This window comes from Variovorax sp. (genome assembly GCF_965279555.1).
Taxonomy (GTDB): domain Bacteria; phylum Pseudomonadota; class Gammaproteobacteria; order Burkholderiales; family Burkholderiaceae_C; genus Variovorax.
The window spans coordinates 652,703-671,243 of sequence record NZ_OZ257247.1 but is presented as its reverse complement, the minus strand read 5'-3'; the positions used below and the strand labels follow the sequence as shown (position 1 = coordinate 671,243).

The 18,541-nt window shown below is 67.3% G+C and carries 15 protein-coding genes; 11 read left to right on the top strand and 4 right to left on the bottom strand.

Features of this window, described 5'->3' with window-relative positions; translation table 11 throughout:
* Positions 1–77 precede the first annotated feature (77 nt).
* From cyoA to trhA, 8 genes are all read left to right on the top strand, one after another.
* Positions 78–1,103, top strand: coding sequence for a ubiquinol oxidase subunit II (gene cyoA, locus ACQY8B_RS03310; protein ID WP_422085386.1), 1,026 nt, complete (start codon positions 78–80; stop codon positions 1,101–1,103).
* A gap of 1 nt (position 1,104) precedes the next feature.
* Positions 1,105–3,108 carry a cytochrome o ubiquinol oxidase subunit I gene (cyoB, locus tag ACQY8B_RS03305; RefSeq protein WP_422085385.1) on the top strand — a complete coding sequence of 668 codons (2,004 nt, stop codon included), beginning with the start codon at positions 1,105–1,107 and terminating at the stop codon, positions 3,106–3,108.
* On the top strand, positions 3,101–3,742 hold the full coding sequence (cyoC, locus tag ACQY8B_RS03300; protein ID WP_422085384.1) for a cytochrome o ubiquinol oxidase subunit III: 642 nt from the start codon (positions 3,101–3,103) through the stop codon (positions 3,740–3,742). The genes cyoB and cyoC overlap by 8 nt, the downstream gene beginning before the upstream one ends.
* Complete coding sequence (cyoD, locus tag ACQY8B_RS03295) at positions 3,739–4,146, top strand: cytochrome o ubiquinol oxidase subunit IV (protein WP_422085383.1); 408 nt, start codon at positions 3,739–3,741, stop codon at positions 4,144–4,146. The genes cyoC and cyoD overlap by 4 nt, the downstream gene beginning before the upstream one ends.
* The gene (locus ACQY8B_RS03290; protein WP_422085382.1) at positions 4,146–4,952 is read left to right on the top strand and encodes an SURF1 family protein; all 807 of its coding nucleotides are present in this window, start codon (positions 4,146–4,148) and stop codon (positions 4,950–4,952) included. The genes cyoD and ACQY8B_RS03290 overlap by 1 nt, the downstream gene beginning before the upstream one ends.
* Positions 4,936–6,360, top strand: coding sequence for an ATP-binding protein (locus tag ACQY8B_RS03285; RefSeq protein WP_422085381.1), 1,425 nt, complete (start codon positions 4,936–4,938; stop codon positions 6,358–6,360). Before ACQY8B_RS03290 ends, ACQY8B_RS03285 begins: the two co-directional genes overlap by 17 nt.
* Positions 6,341–6,886, top strand: coding sequence for a response regulator transcription factor (locus tag ACQY8B_RS03280; RefSeq protein WP_422085380.1), 546 nt, complete (start codon positions 6,341–6,343; stop codon positions 6,884–6,886). Before ACQY8B_RS03285 ends, ACQY8B_RS03280 begins: the two co-directional genes overlap by 20 nt.
* Before the next feature lie 115 nt (positions 6,887–7,001).
* Positions 7,002–7,688: a PAQR family membrane homeostasis protein TrhA gene (gene trhA, locus ACQY8B_RS03275; RefSeq protein WP_422085379.1), complete on the top strand. Its 687-nt coding sequence runs from the start codon at positions 7,002–7,004 to the stop codon at positions 7,686–7,688.
* Positions 7,689–7,800: 112 nt separating this feature from the next.
* On the opposite strand, the gene ACQY8B_RS03270 is transcribed toward trhA, so the two are convergent.
* Both ACQY8B_RS03270 and ACQY8B_RS03265 read right to left on the bottom strand, forming a co-directional pair.
* Positions 7,801–8,025: a SlyX family protein gene (locus ACQY8B_RS03270; protein ID WP_081265935.1), complete on the bottom strand. Its 225-nt coding sequence runs from the start codon at positions 8,023–8,025 to the stop codon at positions 7,801–7,803.
* A 104-nt stretch (positions 8,026–8,129) separates the two neighbouring features.
* Complete coding sequence (locus ACQY8B_RS03265; RefSeq protein ID WP_422085378.1) at positions 8,130–9,641, bottom strand: MFS transporter; 1,512 nt, start codon at positions 9,639–9,641, stop codon at positions 8,130–8,132.
* Positions 9,642–9,753: 112 nt separating this feature from the next.
* Between ACQY8B_RS03265 and ACQY8B_RS03260 the strand changes: the two genes are divergently transcribed.
* Positions 9,754–10,680, top strand: coding sequence for a LysR family transcriptional regulator (locus tag ACQY8B_RS03260; RefSeq protein ID WP_422085377.1), 927 nt, complete (start codon positions 9,754–9,756; stop codon positions 10,678–10,680).
* On the opposite strand, the gene ACQY8B_RS03255 is transcribed toward ACQY8B_RS03260, so the two are convergent.
* Both ACQY8B_RS03255 and ACQY8B_RS03250 read right to left on the bottom strand, forming a co-directional pair.
* Complete coding sequence (locus ACQY8B_RS03255) at positions 10,681–12,255, bottom strand: AAA family ATPase (protein ID WP_422085376.1); 1,575 nt, start codon at positions 12,253–12,255, stop codon at positions 10,681–10,683.
* Between the two features lie 91 nt (positions 12,256–12,346).
* On the bottom strand, positions 12,347–14,863 hold the full coding sequence (locus ACQY8B_RS03250; RefSeq protein ID WP_422085375.1) for an ABC transporter permease: 2,517 nt from the start codon (positions 14,861–14,863) through the stop codon (positions 12,347–12,349).
* 200 nt (positions 14,864–15,063) lie between these two features.
* Here ACQY8B_RS03250 and ACQY8B_RS03245 point away from each other — a divergent pair, with 200 nt between their 5' ends.
* Both ACQY8B_RS03245 and fdnG read left to right on the top strand, forming a co-directional pair.
* A complete protein-coding gene (locus ACQY8B_RS03245) occupies positions 15,064–15,372 on the top strand; it encodes a hypothetical protein (protein ID WP_422085374.1) in 309 nt (102 codons plus the stop codon).
* A 91-nt stretch (positions 15,373–15,463) separates the two neighbouring features.
* On the top strand, positions 15,464–18,541 hold the full coding sequence (gene fdnG / locus ACQY8B_RS03240; RefSeq protein WP_422085373.1) for a formate dehydrogenase-N subunit alpha: 3,078 nt from the start codon (positions 15,464–15,466) through the stop codon (positions 18,539–18,541).

Below are 18,541 nucleotides of genomic sequence, written 5' to 3'. Positions count from 1 at the left end.
TCCAATAGGCGAAACCCGTCTTCGGGCGTAGATTGTGGGGTCTTTTTGCGTCGCCCCTGCACCTCTTTTCCCCCGGCATGCACATCCTCAAGAACCTTCGCCGATCGCTCCTGCTGCTTCCCGCCGTCCTCCTGGCGGGCTGCAACACGGTGCTGATGAACCCATCCGGCGACATCGCCCACCAGCAGGGACGACTCATCGTCGTCTCCACCGTGCTGATGCTGATCATCATCATCCCGGTGATCGCCCTGACCATCTTCTTCGCCTGGCGGTACCGCCAGTCGAACAAGGAGGCCACCTACAGCCCCGACTGGGACCACTCCACCCAGCTCGAGCTGGCGATCTGGGCGGCGCCGCTGCTCATCATCATCGCGCTGGGCGCGATCACCTGGATCAGCACTCACGTGCTCGACCCCTACCAGCCGCTGCGCCGCCTCGACGCCCAGCGCCCGATCCCCGCGGATACCAAGCCGCTGGTGGTCGAAGTGGTGGCGCTCGACTGGAAGTGGCTGTTCATCTACCCCGAGCAGGGCATCGCCACGGTGAACGAGCTGGCCGCCCCGGTGGACCGCCCGATCAGCTTCAAGATCACGGCCTCCTCGGTCATGAACTCCTTCTTCATCCCCGCGCTGGCCGGCCAGATCTATGCCATGCCGGGCATGGAGACCAAGCTGCACGCGGTGATCAACAAGCCGGGCGAGTTCGACGGCTTCTCCGCCAACTACAGCGGCGCCGGCTTCTCGGGCATGCGCTTCAAGTTCCACGGCCTGAGCGACGGCGACTTCGACCAATGGGTGCAGAAGGTCAAGGCCGGCAAGGACGGCGAACTCACACGCGAGCTCTACAAGAAGCTCGAGGCTCCCAGCGAGCGCGAGCCCGTGCGCCACTACGCCGCCGTGGACCCCGCCCTGTACGACGCCATCCTCAACCTGTGCGTCGACCGCAACAAGATGTGCATGAAGGAAATGATGGCCATCGACGCCGACGGCGGCATGGGCAAGCCCGGCGCCTTCAACGTTGCCACCAAGCAAGCCTGGCTGACCGATTCCCTCGACACGCCCAAGCGCAAGTACGTCACCGCGATGTGCACCACCGAAGAATAAGATGTTGCAGAACCTAGACCTGACGAAGCTCGTCTTCGGCCGCCTCACCTGGGAGGCGATTCCCTACCACGAGCCCATCCTGCTCGCGACCTTCGCGGGCGTGGTGCTGGGCGGCATCGCCGTCCTCGGCGCTCTGACCTACTTCAAGCTGTGGGGCATGCTGTGGCGCGACTGGATCACCAGCATCGACCACAAGAAGATCGGCATCATGTACATCATCCTGGGCCTGGTGATGCTGCTGCGCGGCTTCGCCGACGCCCTGATGATGCGGGCCCAGCAGGCCATGGCCTTCGGCGACAACGCCGGCTTCCTGCCGCCGCACCACTACGACCAGGTCTTCACCGCCCACGGCGTGATCATGATCTTCTTCGTGGCGATGCCGCTGGTCACGGGCCTCATGAACTTCGTGGTGCCGCTGCAGATCGGCGCGCGCGACGTGGCCTTCCCGTTCCTGAACAACTTCAGCTTCTGGATGACCACCTTCGGCGCCGGCCTCGTGATGGCGTCGCTGTTCGTCGGTGAATTCGCCAAGACCGGCTGGCTGGCCTACCCGCCGCTGTCGGGCATTCTCTACAGCCCCGACGTGGGGGTCGACTACTACATATGGTCGTTGCAGATAGCGGGGGTGGGCACGTTGCTGTCCGGCGTGAACCTGCTGGCGACCATCGTGAAGATGCGCGCGCCCGGCATGACCATGATGAAGATGCCCGTCTTCACCTGGACCGCCCTGTGCACCAACGTGCTGATCGTCGCCGCCTTCCCGGTGCTGACCGCCGTGCTGGCCCTGCTGTCGCTCGACCGCTACGCAGGCACCAACTTCTTCACGAACGACATGGGCGGCAACGCCATGATGTACGTGAACCTGATCTGGATCTGGGGCCACCCCGAGGTTTACATCCTGATCCTGCCGGCCTTCGGCATCTTCTCGGAAGTGGTCTCCACCTTCTCCGGCAAGCGCCTGTTCGGCTACGCCTCGATGGTTTACGCCACGGTCGTGATCACCATCCTGTCGTACCTCGTCTGGCTGCACCACTTCTTCACCATGGGCTCCGGCGCCAGCGTGAACTCGTTCTTCGGCATCACGACGATGATCATCTCGATCCCGACGGGGGCGAAGATCTTCAACTGGCTCTTCACCATGTACCGCGGCCGCATCCGTTTCGAGCTGCCCATGATGTGGACCATCGGCTTCATGATCACCTTCGTGATCGGCGGCATGACCGGCGTGCTGCTGGCCGTTCCCCCGGCCGACTTCGTGCTGCACAACAGCCTGTTCCTGATCGCCCACTTCCACAACGTGATCATCGGCGGCGTGCTGTTCGGCATGCTGGCCGGTATCACCTACTGGTTCCCGAAGGCCTTCGGCTACAAGCTCGACCCGTTCTGGGGCAAGTGCTCGTTCTGGTTCTGGATCGTCGGCTTCTGGTTCGCCTTCATGCCGCTGTACATCCTGGGCCTGATGGGCGTGACCCGCCGCATGAGCCACTTCCAGGACATGTCGCTGCAGATCTGGTTCCAGGTCGCCGCCTTCGGCGCCGTGCTGATCGCGCTGGGCATCGCCTCGTTCATCATCCAGCTGGTGGTGAGCTTCATCCGCCGCGAATCGCTGCGCGACACCACGGGCGACCCGTGGAACGGCCGCACGCTGGAATGGTCGACCTCGTCGCCCCCGCCGGCCTACAACTTCGCGTTCACGCCGCGCGTGCACGACAACGATGCCTGGTCCGACATGAAGGCACGAGGCTACGAGCGTCCGCTGGAAGGCTTCAGCCCGATCCACATGCCCAAGAACACGGCTGCCGGCTTCATCATCGCGGCGCTGGCAGCGGCGTGCGGTTTCGCGCTGATCTGGCAGATGTGGCTCGTGGCCGGCATCGGCTTCGTCGCCATGCTCGCCGCCACGATCATCCATACCTTCAACTACAAGCGCGACTACCACATCCCCACGGAAGAAGTCGTCCGCACCGAAGACGCGCGCACGCGCCTGCTGGCTGCCAATGTCTAATAACACCGCTCTTTCTTCCGCCGCCGTGAACGCGCCAGCATTCGAAGTCTTCAACGTCCGCAACGAAGACCACCATCCGGAGAACGGAACCCTGCTGGGGTTCTGGCTCTACCTGATGAGCGACTGCCTCATCTTCGCCTGCCTGTTCGCGGTATACGGCGTGCTGGGCCGCAGCTATGCGGCCGGCCCCTCGGGCGCCGACCTGTTCGACCTGCCGCTGGTGGCGATCAACACCTCGCTGCTGCTGCTGTCGTCCATCACGTACGGCTTTGCCATGCTGCAGATGCAGCAGCGCCGCATGGGCGGCGTGCTGGTGTGGCTGGCCATCACCGGCCTGCTGGGCGCGGGCTTCATCGGCCTCGAGCTGTATGAATTCGCGCACCTGATCCACGAAGGCGCCGGCCCGCAACGCAGCGCGTTCCTGTCGTCGTTCTTCGCGCTGGTGGGCACCCACGGCCTGCACGTGACCTTCGGCATCGTCTGGCTCATCGTGCTGATGTTCCAACTGCCCAAGCACGGCTTCACCGCCGCCAACCGCCGCCGCCTGATGTGCCTGTCGATGTTCTGGCACTTTCTGGACGTGGTCTGGATCGGCGTCTTCACCTTCGTGTACCTGATGGGATCGCTGCAATGAGCGCGCATATCGAAACCGCCGGCCATGGCGCACATGGCCACGACAGCCATGACCACCACGACGATGGTCCGGTGAGCCACAGCACCTTCAAGGGCTACATGACCGGCTTCGTGCTGGCCGTGGTCCTCACCGCCATTCCGTTCTGGATCGTGATGGCCAAGGTGTTCGACAAGCCGAACACCACCGCCCTCGTCATCCTGGCTTTCGCCGTGGTGCAGATCGTGGTGCACATGGTCTATTTCCTGCACATGGACGCCAAGTCGGAAGGCGGCTGGAACATGCTGGCGCTGATCTTCACGCTCGTCGTCGTGGTCATCACGCTGGCCGGTTCGCTGTGGGTCATGTACCACATGAACACGAACATGATGCCGCACTCGATGCACGACATGAAGAACATGCCCTGATGGCGCCGGCAGTCCGCCAGCGCTCCACCGCCGCACGGGTGGCGCTGGCGGTCCTTGCCGTCATCGCCTTCTGCGGCTTCCTCGCGCTTGGCACCTGGCAGGTCGAGCGCAGGGCCTGGAAGCTCGATCTCATCGCCCGCGTCGACCAGCGCGTGCATGCCCCGGCCACCACGGCCCCCGGGCGAAACGAATGGCCCACCGTCAATGCGGCCAACGACGAATACCGGCACATCCGCATCGCCGGCACTTTCCTCCACGACAAAGAAACCCTGGTGCAGGCCAGCACCCGGCTCGGCGCCGGCTTCTGGGTGCTGACCCCGCTGCGCGCGGCCGACGGCACCGTGGTGCTGGTCAACCGGGGCTTCGTGCCGCCTGAGGCACGCGAACGCTCGGCCCGCACCGCGGCCGAGCCCCAGGGCGAGACCACCGTCGCCGGCCTGCTGCGCCTCACGGAGCCCAAGGGCGGCTTCCTGCGCAAGAACGACCCGGCGGCCGACCGCTGGTTCTCGCGCGACGTGCAGGCCATTGCCGCCGCGCGCGGCCTGGCCGACGTGGCGCCCTACTTCATCGACGCCGAGGCCGCGCCCGCCGCCCCCGCCACGGCTGGCACGCAGGCCGCCGACACCCACGCCTGGCCCGCCGCGGGCCTGACCGTCATCGCCTTCCCCAACAGCCACCTCGTCTACGCACTGACCTGGTATGGCCTTGCGCTGATGGTGCTGATCGCAGCCTGGTTCGTACGCCGCAGCGAAAATGCGGCCGATGCCGACGCCCGCCACGCCCCACAAGATGCCCGCCGCGACTGAGGCCGTCGCGATCGCGGGGGAGCTTCATGCCCCCCGCGCCGGCGTCGCCAGCCTCGACAACGCCACCGGCCACCAGAACATGCAGCAGCTGATCCAGCTGCGCTGGTTTGCCGTGGTCGGGCAGGTCGTCACCATCCTCGTGGTGCACTACGGCTTCGCCATCCGGCTGCCGCTGGACCACATGCTGCAGGTGCTGACCTGCCTGGCGCTCTTCAACATGGTGAGCCTGCTGCGCGCGCGCAGCCACCGGCGCGTGACCAACGGCGAACTGTTCCTTGCGCTGCTGGTCGACGTTGCCACGCTCACGGCCCAGCTCTACCTGAGCGGCGGCGCCACCAACCCCTTCGTGTTCCTGTTCCTGCTGCAGGTGACGCTGGGCGCTGTGCTGCTGAAGCCCTGGTCGACCTGGACCATCGTGGTCATCACCAGCATCTGCTTTGCCGGGCTGGCGCTGTTCTCGCGCCCGCTCGCGCTGCCGCTGGACCACAACCGCGGCCTCTGGAGCCCCTACATCCAGGGCATGCTGGTGTGCTTTGCGCTGAACGCCGCGCTGCTCGTCATCTTCATCACCCGCATCAGCCGCAACCTGCGCGCCCGCGACGCGCGGCTGGCCGACCTGCGCCAGCGTGCCTCGGAAGAAGAACACATCGTGCGCATGGGCCTGCTGGCCTCGGGCGCGGCACACGAACTGGGCACGCCGCTGGCCACCCTGGCGGTGATCCTGGGCGACTGGCGCCGGCTGCCGCACTTCAGCTCCGACCCCGAGCTGCTGACCGAGGTGGCCGAGATGGAGCTGCAGATCCAGCGCTGCAAGAGCATCGTGAGCGGCATCCTGCTGTCGGCCGGCGAGGCGCGCGGCGAGTCGTCCGAGGAAACCACCGTCAGCACCTTCCTGGACGACCTGATCGAAGAGTGGCGCACCACCCGCCCCGTCGAGGACTTCGAGTACGACAACCACTTTGGCCGGGACCTGCCCATGGTTTCCGACTCCGCCCTCAAGCAGATGATCTGCAACGTGCTGGACAATGCGCTGGAGGCGTCGCCGCACTGGCTGCGCCTGGAGGCGGCACACGACGCCGACGCGCTGACGATCACGGTCACGGACGCGGGCCCCGGCTTCCTGCCGGCCATCCTGAAGGAGTTCGGCAAGCCCTACCAGTCGAGCAAGGGCCGCCCCGGCGGCGGGCTGGGCCTGTTCCTGGTCGTGAACGTGGCGCGCACTGTCGGCGGCCGGGTTGCCGCGGGCAACCGGCCCGAAGGCGGTGCGATCGTGAAGATCACGCTGCCGCTGGCGGCCATCGTGCTGGAAGAAGAGGAAGACGAGGACGACGACGGCGGACAGGAAGCCCAAGAAACCCTCGACCACGGGACCACCGAAACACAAGGCCATGACCGAAACCGAGGCTGAGCGCCAGTTGCTGATCGTCGAGGACGACGATGCCTTCGCGCGCACGCTCGGCCGTTCGTTCGAGCGCCGCGGCTATGCCGTGACGCACGCGAGCAACCTCGCGGAGACAGGCGCCTTGCTGGAGACGCTGTCGCCCGGGTATGCGGTGGTCGACCTCAAGCTCAACGGCGAAGCCTCGGGTCTGGCCTGCGTGCAGATGCTGCACCGTCACAACGCCAAGATGCTGATCGTGGTGCTGACGGGCTTTGCGAGCATTGCCACTGCGGTGGAAGCCATCAAGCTCGGCGCCTGCCACTACCTGGCCAAGCCGTCGAACACCGACGACATCGAGGCCGCCTTCGGACGCGCCGCCGGCACCACCGAGGTCGAGCTGACCAACCGCTCCACCTCGATCAAGACGCTCGAATGGGAGCGCATCCACGAGACGCTGGCCGAGACCGGCTTCAATATTTCAGAGACCGCGCGCAGGCTCGGCATGCACCGGCGCACGCTGGCGCGCAAGCTGGGCAAGCAGCAGGTCAAGTAGGTCCCGCGATCGGGAAGAAGCCCTTGGTCGCAAGCTGGGCAAGCAGCCAGGACGCGTGGCACGGTTCTGGCAAGCTTGGGGCCGCAAATCCATTTTTCATGAGGTTCCGCTCCTGATGACTGCACCTGCACAGACCCGTTCCTCGCCTCGCGCTTCGGTGCTGGCGGCCCGCGACCAGACCGCGATGGAAGAGCTCTTCAACGCCCTGAGCCACGGCCTGGGCCTGGCGCTGGCCATCGCGGCGCTGCCCGTCCTGGTCTACAGCGCGGCGCAGAAGGGGCAGGCGGCGGGCATCGTCGGCGCCTGCCTGTTCGCGGGCACGGCCATCGTGCTGTACCTGATCTCCACGCTGTACCACGCGCTGCCGATGGGCCGGGCCAAGGCCTGGTTCAACCGGCTGGACCACGCGGCCATCTACCTGTTCATCGCGGGCAGCTACATGCCCTTCCTGTTCGGCGTGCTGCGCGGGCCGCTGGGCTGGACACTGTTCGGTGCGATCTGCGCGGCCGCCGCGCTGGGCGTGAGCGCCAAGCTGTTCAACCGGCTGCAGCATCCGCTGTGGTCGACCGGGCTCTATGTGGCGATGGGCTGGATGGCGCTGATGGCGGCGGTGCCGCTGTACGAGCGCATGTCTGCCGCAGGGCTGGGTTGGCTGGTAGCCGGCGGCCTTTTCTACACCGCCGGTGCGGTGGTGTTCCTGTTCGACAACAAGGTGCGCTACGCCCACTCGGTATGGCACCTGTTCGTGCTGGCGGGCAGCACCTGCCACTTCTTTGCCGTGCTCTGGCACGCACATGGGTAACTCCCCCAGGCTTCGCGCACTTCGTGTCGCTTCTCCTTCCCCCTCACTGGGGGCGACACCTGTGGCCCGGCAAAGCCGGCTCCACGGTGTCCCCGGAAAGCGCCCTCGATCGTCAGTAATGCGGCGGCAGTTCGTCGCGCGGGTTGCGGGCCGCACCGTCCTGTGACGCGTTCTGGCTCTGTTCCCTGAGCTGCGTGACCTGCAGGATCAGCCGGTCGATCTGCTGCTGTTGGCGGTAGATCGTCATGTTCAGCTGGTCCAGCAGGTCTTCGGCGTAGCTCGACTTGATTTCGAGCTCGGTCACGCGCGGTTCGAGTTCGTTCGGTTGGTTTTCCATGGTGCCGCTATTGGACAGGAAGACCGCCCGAAGTTTTGTGACGCTCCGCTTAGCGAATCGACCCCGCCTTATCCCGCAAGGGGAAAGGAGCGGGACAGTGCCCATCAACAGGCCGGCGACTCCAACGCAACAGCGCTCTCTTCCGGATGCGTCTCCCCGCGCAAGAACGCGAACACCACCAGCGCCGTCAACACAGTCACCCCCGCCAGCACGCACAGCAACATGCCGAACGCCGCACCGTACGCATTCAGCAGCGCCGCGCGGTCCACACCGGGCAACAACGCCAGCGCCTGCGACAGGTCGCCCGTCGTCACGCGTTGCGCTGCCTGCGACGCGGCTGAAGACAATCCCAGCTGCAGCGCCACCAATGCCGTCAGTCCGGCTCCCACCAGCGCCAGCGCGATCCCCTCGCCTGCCACCCGCACCGTGTTGAAGATGCCCGACGCCATGCCCGCCCGTTCGCGCGGCACCACGCTCACGGCAAGGCCGTCCATCAGGCCCCAGGGCAGGCCGATGCCGGCGCCGATCAGCAGCAGCGGCCACACCATCACGCCCAGCGGCGTACCCGGCGCGCACCGGCTGAGCCAGAACAGCCCCGTGGCGCATACCAGCAGCCCCACGGCGGAGATCGCACCCGCCGAGAACCGGTGTGCGAGCGATGCCGCCAGCGTTGGCACCACGAGGATCGGCCCCGAAAGCGCGAACATGAAGGCCCCCGCCTCGATCGCGCTGCGTCCCTCGAGCCCCACGAAGCGGATCGGCAGCAGCACCAGCAGCACCACGAACCCATAGGCCGGCGCCGCGGCCAGCAGTTGCACGCCGACGAAGCGCGGAAAGCGGAACAGCGACAGGTCGAGCATCGGGTGCGCCACGCGCCGCTCGATGGCGACGAAGGCCGCGCCCATCAGCACCGCGCCGACCAGCGCACCGAGCACCCACGGGCTGCCCCAGCCGCTGTCGGGCGCCTGCAGCACGCCCAGCGTGAGCAGGCTCAGCGCGGCGGTGAAGCTGAGCGTGCCCGGCATGTCCAGGTCCATCGCATTGGGGTTGCGCGACTCGCGCATGCTCACCGACGCGATGCACAGCGCCAGCAGGCTTACCGCGCCGGGGCTCAGCATCACCGCCTGCCAACCGAAGCCCTGCGCGAGCCATCCCGAAAGAATCGAGCCGCACGACAAGCCCACGCCGAACGAGGTGCCGATCAGGCTGAAGGCCCGCGTGCGCGCCGCGCCATCGAACACCTGCGCCAGCGCCGCCGTGCCCGCCGCGAAGGCCGCGGCGGAGCCGAGCCCCTGCAGGGCACGCGCCAGATCGAACGCGACGATGCCGGGCGCCAGCGTGAGCAGCGAACTGCTCAACGCCACCACCGCAAGCCCCAGCAGGAACACGCGCTTGCGGCCATAGGCATCGGCCAGCGCACCGGACGCCATCAGCGTCGCGCCGAAGCTCAGCATGAAGGCGTTGGTCACCCAGTTGAGCTGCACCGGGCTGCCGCCGAGCGCGTCGCGGATCGCGGGCAGCACCACCGCCGGGCCGGTGAAGCTCAGCGGCATGCCCAGCGCCGCGAGGCATACGGCGGCCAGCAGCCAGTTCCTGGACAAGGAAGACGAGGACATCGAAAAAAGAACTTTCGCACGGAAGAAGAGGAGGAAGAGAAGATAGAAAGGAATCAATGAAATAAGAATGGCACCATTGATCCTCAGACTCCCAACCACAGGTTGCCAATCAATGGACAGTTTCAGCGGGCTCGAATCTTTCGTGCGGGCGGCGGACCAACTCAGCTTTGCCAAGGCCGGCCGCCAGCTCGGCATTTCGGCCTCGGCGGTGGGCAAGAACGTGGCGCGGCTCGAACAGCAGCTCGGCGTGAGGCTCTTCAACCGCACCACGCGCCACACGCGGCTCACCCAGGAAGGCGTGCTGTTCCACGAGCGCTGCCGCCGCATCCTCGACGAACTGGACGACGCGCGGGCCATGATGCAGGACGCCGTCGCCGCGCCGCGCGGCCGGTTGCGCGTGAGCCTGCCGACCATCGGCTACCGCTTCCTGCTGCCGATCCTGCCGGAGTTCAAGGCCACCTACCCCGAGATCGAACTCGACCTCGACTTCAACGACCGGCTGGTGGACGTGATCGCCGAGGGCGTCGACGTCGCCATCCGCAGCGGCGAACTGGTCGACTCGCAGCTGGTGGCGCGGCGGCTGGGGCCGTTCCAGTTCGTGCTGGTCGCGTCACCCGCGTATCTGGAGCGTCACGGCGAGCCGCGCGTGCCGGCCGAGCTCGCGCAGCATGCCTGCCTGCGCTACAAGTTTGTCACCGGCGGAAAGATCGAGGAATGGGACTTGCCCGGCCTGCCGGAGCAACTGCCCGCCACACTGCTGTGCAACAACATGGAAGCCATGCTCGGCGCGGCCGTCGCCGGGCTGGGCGTGGCCTACATGCCCGACTTCCTCGCCCGCGATTCGCTGGGGCGCGGCGAACTGCGCTGCGTGCTGGCCGGGCACGTCTCGCGGCAGGGCCAGTTCTCGGCGCTGTGGCCGTCCAGCCGGCAGCTGTCGCCGAAGGTGCGGGCGTTCGTGGACTTCGCGAGCGCGCGGATGTTCAAGGGGAACGGCGAAGTTCTGCCTGCCCCGGTTCAGGGGCAGACAGCGCGCGGATGATCAGCCCGCTTCCACCTGCTCGGCGACCGGCGCCTCGGCAGGTGCGGGCACCGGTGCGGGTGCGGGTGCGGGAGCCACGGGTTCGACGACTGCCGCGACAGGCGCCACCTCCACGGGCTTGACCACCTTGGCAGGCTTCGCCGTCTCCACCCTTGCCGTCTCCACCTTCACCGCCTCGCTCGCCAGCCGGCTCAGCGCCAGCGCGGCCTTCAGCGGGAACAGCGTGCGCTCGTCGCCCTCGGCGGCGTTGCTCACCGTGGTGCCGCTGGTCTCGCCCAGGCTGGCCGTGCGCACCGCGTCGAGCCGGTGCACGGGCACCATGAACGGCGAATGCGTGGTGTAGATGATCTGGTTGCCGAAGTCTCTCTCGAAGTGCGCCAGCAGGTCGGCCTGCGAGTGGGCGTGCAGGTGCAGGCCGGGTTCGTCCAGCAGCAGGATGGCGTCTTCCGCGCGGCCGCCCTGGGTGTCGGCGAAGAACGCGATGTAGAACGAGAAGAACCACTGGAAGCCGCGGCTGCGCTCCTCCAGGTTCACCTCGACCTCGTAGGCACCGTTCGGGTCGGACACCAGCGTGTCGAGGTACTGGCCGTCGAGGTTGAAGCGCACCTTCAGCGGGCGGTCTTTCCAGAGCCGGCGGATCTCGGCCGTCACCACCGAACCGGCGCGGTTGGCGAGCTGGTTGCGCGTGGCCTGGTCGTTCCTGTCGAGCAGCTCCTGCAGCTTGCGCGGATCGAGCCCCGCCACCTTGCACAGCTTGCCGAAGCTCTGCTGCTCCGGCGTGAGCTGGCCCCAGCCCTCGCGGCCCAGGTATTCGGCGATGTTCTGGCGGCCCGGCAGCGCCGGGTATTCGTCCACGTACACGAAGCGCGGCAGCTTCTCCAGCACCCAGGCACGGGCGCGAGCCAGCGCGGGCTCGTCGTTGGCAATGGCGCGCGCCATGTCCTCGAGCTCGGCCAGCATCTGGTCCTGCTTGTCGCTGAGTTCGGCGTCGGCCGCGGCCAGCGCCTTGCGCAGCGCCTGCATCGCCTTCACGGCGCCTTCCGACCACTTGACGTAGTCGGGGTTCATGATCATCGCGGCGTCGAAGGTGTCGGACTCCTGCTCGAGCAGGGCACGCTGTTCTTCGGTCACTTTCTCGGCGGCAGCCTTGACGGCCGGCACGATCTTGCGGACCTTGGCCTTGATGTCGCCGACATCGAGCGACAGCGCACTCAGGCCTTCGAGCCCGGCCCGGCGCACAGCGGCGTAGCCTCGGCCAGCGGTGACGTGGCGCACGCCCGCTGCGCGCGGCAGGATCTCGGCCAGGGCGGCCTGCTCGCTTTCGTCGAGCGCCCAGCGGGTGGAGACGACCGGCGTGTCGCCGTTGCACTCCTCGAGGCGGCGATGCCGCGGAAAGTCCTTGATGGGGCTGAGTTCGACCAGGCCGTCGGTCGGGTTCAGGCTGTGGAGCGCACGCAGCAGATTCGATTTGCCGCTGTCATTTCGACCGAGGATCGCCGTGATCTGTGTGGAGTCGATGGAACCGCTGTCGTTGATCGAGCGAAAGTTGGTGATCTGGAATGACGCCAAGCGCATGTAAGGGGGTTCACTTCGGAATTGAATACGGGGCCGGGGAATGTATTGCATTCCCCGGCCCCGTCCGGCCCCCTGCGGAAGAAAAAGATTGCTACTCGGCCGCGCGGCGCAAGGTGTCCACCACCGGGCGGCGCAGCACGTCGCGCAGGCCCCACCATCCCGCGCCCAGAGCCAGCACCGCGCCGGCCAGCGCGCCGGCCACCGGCACCAGCGGCGAGGCGGTCCAGCTGAACTCGAACACGTAGCGCGCCAGCGCCCAGCCAATCACCGAGGCCACGATGCTCGCGAGAAAACCCGCGAGCAACCCGACACCGGCCAGCTCGGCACGCTGCACCTGGCGCAGCAGGCTGGCGCGCGCGCCCACCGCGCGCATCACCGCGAACTCGCGCGCACGCTCCTCGCGCGTGGCCGTCACGGCCGCGAACAGCACCACCAGCCCGGCCGCCAGCGTGAAGCCGAACAGGAACTCGACAGCGCGGATCACCTGGTCGAGCACGCGCTGCACCTGGTTGATGGTGGCGCTCATGTCGACGTTGGTCACGTTGGGGTAGCTGCGCACCAGCGCGTTGTCGAAGCCGCGGGTCTCGGGCGCGCGGAAGGCGCCCATGAAGGTGGTGGGCACGTCGGCCAGCGAGGCCACTGTGTACATCACGAAGAAGTTGGCATGCAGCGAGCCCCAGTCGACCTTGCGCAGCGAGGTGATGCGCGCGTCGTTCTGCATGCCGCCGATGTCGAAGCGCAGCGTGTCGCCCAGCTTCAGGCCGAGCGTCTCGGCCAGGCCCTCTTCCACGCTCACCTCGTTCTTCGCGCCGGGCGTCCACTTGCCGGCGGTGATGCTGTTGTGCGCGGGCGCTTCCACGCTGTTGCTGAGGTTGAACTCGCGGTCGACGAGGCGCTTGGCGCGGTCTTCCGCGTAGTCGTCGGGCGTGACCGGCTTGTCGTTGATGGCGACGAGGCGGCCGCGGATCATCGGGTACCAGTCGAACTTGCTCACGCCCGCATCGCGCAGCGACTTCTGGAAAGCCTCGCTCTGGTCGGGCATGACGTTGATGACGAAGCGGTTCGGCGCGTCCGGCGGCGTGGCCTGGCGCCAGCTCGCCACCAGGTCGGTGCGCAGCAGCACCAGCAGCACCAGCGCCAGCAGGCCCACGGCCAGCGCGCTGACCTGCACCACCGCATAGGCCGGCCGCGCCGAAATCTGCCGCGTGGCCAGCACCAGCCAGCGCGGCGCGGTGGTTTCATTCACGCTGCGGCGCAGCACCTTCACCGCAAGCCAGCTCAGCAGCGCGAACACCGCCACCGCGCCCGCGAAGCCGCCGACGGCGATCAACCCCAGCTTGATGTCGCTGCTGGCCGCCATGAGCAGCGCCGCGAAGCCCGCCACGCCCACGCCCAGCACCGCCAGCGAGGCCGGCTTGAGCCCGCCCACGTCGCGCCGGATCACGCGCAGCGGCGGCACGCGGGCCAGCTGGAGCACCGGCGGCAGGCCGAAGGCGAACAGCAGCGTGAGCCCCATGCCCAGCCCGAAGGCCACCGGCCACAGCGTGGCGGCCGGCAGCGCGGTCTCGACCAGGCCCGACAGCAGCAGCACGAACACGTAGTGCACCGCGAAACCGATGGCCACGCCCAGCCCGCTCGCGACCAAGCCGATCACCGCGAACTCGAAGGTGTAGGCCGCGGCGATGGTGCGCTGGCTCTGGCCCAACACCCGCAGCATCGCGCAGTCGTCGAGGTGGCTGGCGGCGAAGCCGCGCGCGGCCAGCGCAACGGCCACGGCCGACAGCAGCGCCGCGAGCAGCGCGACCAGGCTCAGGAATTTCTCGGCGCGGTCGAGCGTCTGGCGCATCTCGGGCCGGCCGCTTTCGAACGAGTCGAGCCGCACGCCGCGCAGTTCGCCCTTCTTGAGCGTGGCGTCGGCCCAGTCGGTGAAGCGCTTCACGGCCGCGTCGTCGCCCGCCACGGCATAGCGGTAGCCCACGCGGCTGGCCGGCTGCACGAGCGCGGTGCGCGCCACGTCGGCCTGGTTCAGCATGACGCGCGGAGAAAAGCTCATGAAGCCGGCGCCCCGGTCGGGCTCCAGCGTGATGACGCGGCCCACGCGCAGGCCGGTGTCGCCCAGCAGCAGGGTGTCGCCGATCTTCAGGCCCAGCGAGTCGAGCAGCGAGGCGTCGACCCAGACTTCGCCCGGCGGCGGGATGTCGCGGGTGACGGCGCCCGGGCCGTCGAGGGTGGCCGATGTCTGCAGGCTGCCGCGCAGCGGGTAGCCCGCCGTCACCGCCTTCAGCGCCACCAGCTTGCTGGCGCCGCCCTGGGCGTCTTCGGCCCGGGCCATGGTCGGGAAGCCGTAGGTGCCGGTGCCTTCCAGGCCCAGCGACCTGGCCTGCGCCACGAAGGCCTCCGGCGTCGGGTTGTCGCTGACCACCACGGCGTCGCCGCCCAGCAGCTGGCGCGCATCGCGTTGCAGCCCGCCCTGCAGGCGGTCGGCGAAGAAGCCGACGGCCGTGAGCGCGGCCACCGCCAGCAGCACGGCAACGATCAACAGGCGCAGCTCGCCGGCGCGCAGGTCGCGCCAGAGCGTGCGCCAACCCAGGCGGAGGGAGGCATTCATGGCCGCGACGATAGCCCAGAGGCCCGCGCACGGCCGGATTCAAGGGTTATTGCCGGTTTTGGCCTACTTGCCCGCGTCATGGCGCTGTCGCATGATGTGACAAACACCCCACCGCGCCGATCAGGCATTTATTGCGGGTCGCGGCGGGCGAAATAAAAACATTCCACTATCTGGCCGTCCTTTCCCCCGAAGGAGTGTCAATGCTGCAATGTCAGCGCCTGCAAACCCTGGGCCTGTGCCTGGCCCTCGGCATGCTGTTGAGTGCATGTGATCCCAAACCCTCGGCCAGCCCCGCCGCGCCGTCCGCGGGTACTTCGGGCAGTTCGGGTGCAAGCCCGAGCGGCATCAAGCCCGCCGACTCAGGCGACAAGGTCGACGAGTCCGCCGCCCACAAGGGCCCGTCCGAAGGCGGCTCGGCCATCGGCGGCATGAGCGGCCCGAACGGCGGCGGCACTTCCGGCGGTGCAGCCCCCGCGCCGAGCGGCGGCGACGGCTCCGCGCCCAAGTAGCGCGGCCGGCCTGCTACAGATTTCCCACGCAAATCAAAGAAGAAGACACCACGATGAAACACCCCACTTCAGCGATGCAGGAGGTTCCGTCATGGACATGAACCGCCGCCAATTCTTCCGCGTCAGCAGTGCGGGGCTGGTCGGCTCCAGCATCGTGGCGCTCGGCTTCTCGCCGACCGCCGCGCTGGCCGAGGCCCGCAACTTCAAGCTCGCGCGCACCACCGAGACCCGCAACACCTGCCCGTACTGCTCGGTGGGCTGCGGGCTCATCATGTACAGCCTGGGCGACAAGGCGAAGAACGTGGTGTCCGACATCCTCCACATCGAGGGCGATGCCGACCACCCCGTGAACCGAGGCACGCTGTGCCCCAAGGGCGCGGGCCTGCTCGACTTCGTGCACAGCCCCAACCGGCTGAAGTACCCCGAGGTGCGCGAGGCCGGCAGCACCGAGTGGAAGCGCATCGGCTGGGACGAGGCGCTCGACCGCATCGCCAAGCTGCTGAAGGCCGACCGCGACGCCAACTTCCAGACCACCAACGCCGACGGCAAGACCGTGAACCGCTGGATCAGCAGCGGCATGCTCTGCGCCTCGGCCTCGTCCAACGAAACCGGATACATCACGCACAAGGCATTCCGCTCGACCGGAATGCTGGTGTTCGACAACCAGGCACGCGTCTGACACGGACCTACGGTGGCCAGTCTGGCCCCGACGTTCGGCAGAGGCGCGATGACCAACCACTGGCAGGACATCCAGAACGCGGATGTCGTGCTGATCATGGGCGGCAACGCGGCGGAGGCGCATCCGTGCGGCTTCAAGTGGGTCATCGAGGCCAAGAAGCAGAACAAGGCGCGCCTTGTCGTGGTCGACCCGCGCTTCACGCGCTCGGCCGCCATGGCCGACTACTACGCCCCGGTGCGCGCCGGCTCGGACATCGCGTTCCTGGCGGGGGTCATCAACTACCTGCTGAGCAACGAGAAGATCCAGACGGAGTACGTGCGCAACTACACCAACGCGCCGTTCATCGTCGGGCCCGACTACAAGTTCGAGGACGGGATATTCAGCGGCTACAACGCCGACAAGCGCAACTACGACCCCAAGTCGTGGAACTACGCGCTCGACGAGCAGGGCATGGCCAAGGTCGACATGACCATGCAGGACCCGCAGTGCGTGCTGCAAGTCATGAAGCGGCACTATTCGCGCTACACGCCCGAGCTGGTGAGCCGCATCACCGGCACCCCGCAGGACAAGTTCCTGAAGGTGTGCGAGTACATCGCGAGCACCAGCACGTCCACGCGCACCATGACCATCATGTACGCGCTGGGCTGGACGCAGCACAGCCAGGGCTCGCAGATGATCCGCACCGGCGCCATCGTGCAGCTGCTGCTGGGCAACATCGGCGTGGCGGGCGGCGGCATGAACGCGCTGCGCGGACACAGCAACATCCAGGGCCTGACCGACCTGGGGCTGCTGTCGAACTCGCTGCCGGGCTACATGTCGCTCGCGCGTGACAGCGAGCAGACGCTGGAGGACTACTACAAGACCCGCGCGCTGAAGCCGCTCAGGCCCAACCAGATGAGCTACTGGCAGAACTACCCGAAGTTCTTCGTCAGCATGCAGAAGTCGTGGTGGGGCGACGCGGCCACGGCCGACAACGAGTGGGCCTTTCACTACCTGCCCAAGATCGACAAGCTCTACGACGTGCTGCAGGCCTTCGAGCTCATGAACCAGGGCAAGCTCAACGGCTACATCTGCCAGGGCTTCAACCCGGTGGGCTCGTTCCCGGACAAGAAGAAGATCGTCGACGGGCTCTCGAAGCTCAAGTTCCTCGTCACCATCGATCCGCTGGTGACGGAGACCAGCGAGTTCTGGCGCAACTTCGGCGAGTTCAACGACGTCAAGACCGCCGACATCCAGACCACGGTGTTCCGCCTGCCTTCCACCTGCTTCGCGGAGGAAGACGGCTCGCTCACCAACTCCAGCCGCTGGCTGCAGTGGCACTGGAAGGGCGCGGAGCCGCCGGGCGAAGCCAAGGGCGACATCGAGATCGTGGCGGGCATCTTCAACCGCATGCGCCAGGCCTACATCAAGGACGGCGGCGCCTTCCCCGACCCGATCGTCAAGCTGACCTGGCCCTACAAGATTCCGCACTCGCCTTCCGCGCAGGAACTGGCGATGGAATACAACGGCCGCGCGCTGGTCGACCTGGTCGATCCGAAAGACCCGAGCAAGCCGCCGACAGCCAAGGCGGGCGAACAGCTCTCCGGCTTCGGCCTGCTGCGCGACGACGGCACCACCGCCAGCGGCTGCTGGATCTACAGCGGCGCATGGACGCAGGCCGGCAACCAGATGGCGCGGCGCGACAACGCCGACCCGTACGGCATCGGCATGGTGCAGAACTGGGCGTGGGCGTGGCCCGCGAACCGGCGCATTCTCTACAACGGCGCCTCCACCGATCCCACCACCGGCAAGCCGTGGATCGCCAAACGCAGCCTCATCGCGTGGAACGGCAAGCAGTGGACCGGCTCGGACATTCCCGACATTCGGCCCGACGCCAACCCGATGGAAGCCGACGCGGTGCGCCCGTTCATCATGACGGCCGAGGGCGTGGCCCGGCTGTTCGCGCCCACGGGCATGGCCGAAGGGCCGCTGCCGGAGCACTACGAGCCCTTCGAGTCGCCGCTGGTCAACAACCTGATGCACCCGAACAACGAGAAGGCGCGCGCCAACCCCGCGGCGCGCATCTTCAAGGGCGACCTGGAACGGCTCGGCGTGCCGAAGGACTTCCCGTACGTGGCAACCAGCTACCGGCTCACCGAGCACTTCCACTACTGGACCAAGAACGTGCGCACCTCGGCCATCATCCAGCCGCAGCAGTTCGTCGAGATCGGCGAGGAGCTGGCAAAGGAAAAGGGCATCGGCCACGGCGACATGGTGAAGGTGTCGAGCAAGCGCGGCTTCATCAAGGCGGTGGCCGTGGTGACCAAGCGCATCGTCGGGCTGCAGGTCGACGGCCGCACGGTGCACACGGTGGGGCTGCCGAACCACTGGGGCTTCGTCGGCGTGGCCAAGCCGGGGTATCTGGTGAACACGCTCACGCCTTTCGTCGGCGATGCGAACACGCAGACGCCCGAGTACAAGTCGTTCACCGTGAACATCGAAAAGGCCTGA

Excerpts from the sequence above, each read along its gene's own strand:
- ACQY8B_RS03270 (WP_081265935.1), bottom strand. The coding sequence starts at position 8,025 with ATGGAAAACCAACCGAACGAACTCGAACCGCGCGTGACCGAGCTCGAA.
- ACQY8B_RS03290 (WP_422085382.1), top strand. The coding sequence starts at position 4,146 with ATGGCGCCGGCAGTCCGCCAGCGCTCCACCGCCGCACGGGTGGCGCTG.
- cyoA (WP_422085386.1), top strand. The coding sequence starts at position 78 with ATGCACATCCTCAAGAACCTTCGCCGATCGCTCCTGCTGCTTCCCGCC.
- cyoB (WP_422085385.1), top strand. The coding sequence starts at position 1,105 with ATGTTGCAGAACCTAGACCTGACGAAGCTCGTCTTCGGCCGCCTCACC.
- trhA (WP_422085379.1), top strand. The coding sequence starts at position 7,002 with ATGACTGCACCTGCACAGACCCGTTCCTCGCCTCGCGCTTCGGTGCTG.
- cyoC (WP_422085384.1), top strand. The coding sequence starts at position 3,101 with ATGTCTAATAACACCGCTCTTTCTTCCGCCGCCGTGAACGCGCCAGCA.
- ACQY8B_RS03250 (WP_422085375.1), bottom strand. The coding sequence starts at position 14,863 with ATGAATGCCTCCCTCCGCCTGGGTTGGCGCACGCTCTGGCGCGACCTG.
- cyoD (WP_422085383.1), top strand. The coding sequence starts at position 3,739 with ATGAGCGCGCATATCGAAACCGCCGGCCATGGCGCACATGGCCACGAC.
- ACQY8B_RS03265 (WP_422085378.1), bottom strand. The coding sequence starts at position 9,641 with ATGTCCTCGTCTTCCTTGTCCAGGAACTGGCTGCTGGCCGCCGTATGC.
- ACQY8B_RS03285 (WP_422085381.1), top strand. The coding sequence starts at position 4,936 with ATGCCCGCCGCGACTGAGGCCGTCGCGATCGCGGGGGAGCTTCATGCC.
- ACQY8B_RS03260 (WP_422085377.1), top strand. The coding sequence starts at position 9,754 with ATGGACAGTTTCAGCGGGCTCGAATCTTTCGTGCGGGCGGCGGACCAA.
- ACQY8B_RS03255 (WP_422085376.1), bottom strand. The coding sequence starts at position 12,255 with ATGCGCTTGGCGTCATTCCAGATCACCAACTTTCGCTCGATCAACGAC.
- ACQY8B_RS03280 (WP_422085380.1), top strand. The coding sequence starts at position 6,341 with ATGACCGAAACCGAGGCTGAGCGCCAGTTGCTGATCGTCGAGGACGAC.
- ACQY8B_RS03245 (WP_422085374.1), top strand. The coding sequence starts at position 15,064 with ATGCTGCAATGTCAGCGCCTGCAAACCCTGGGCCTGTGCCTGGCCCTC.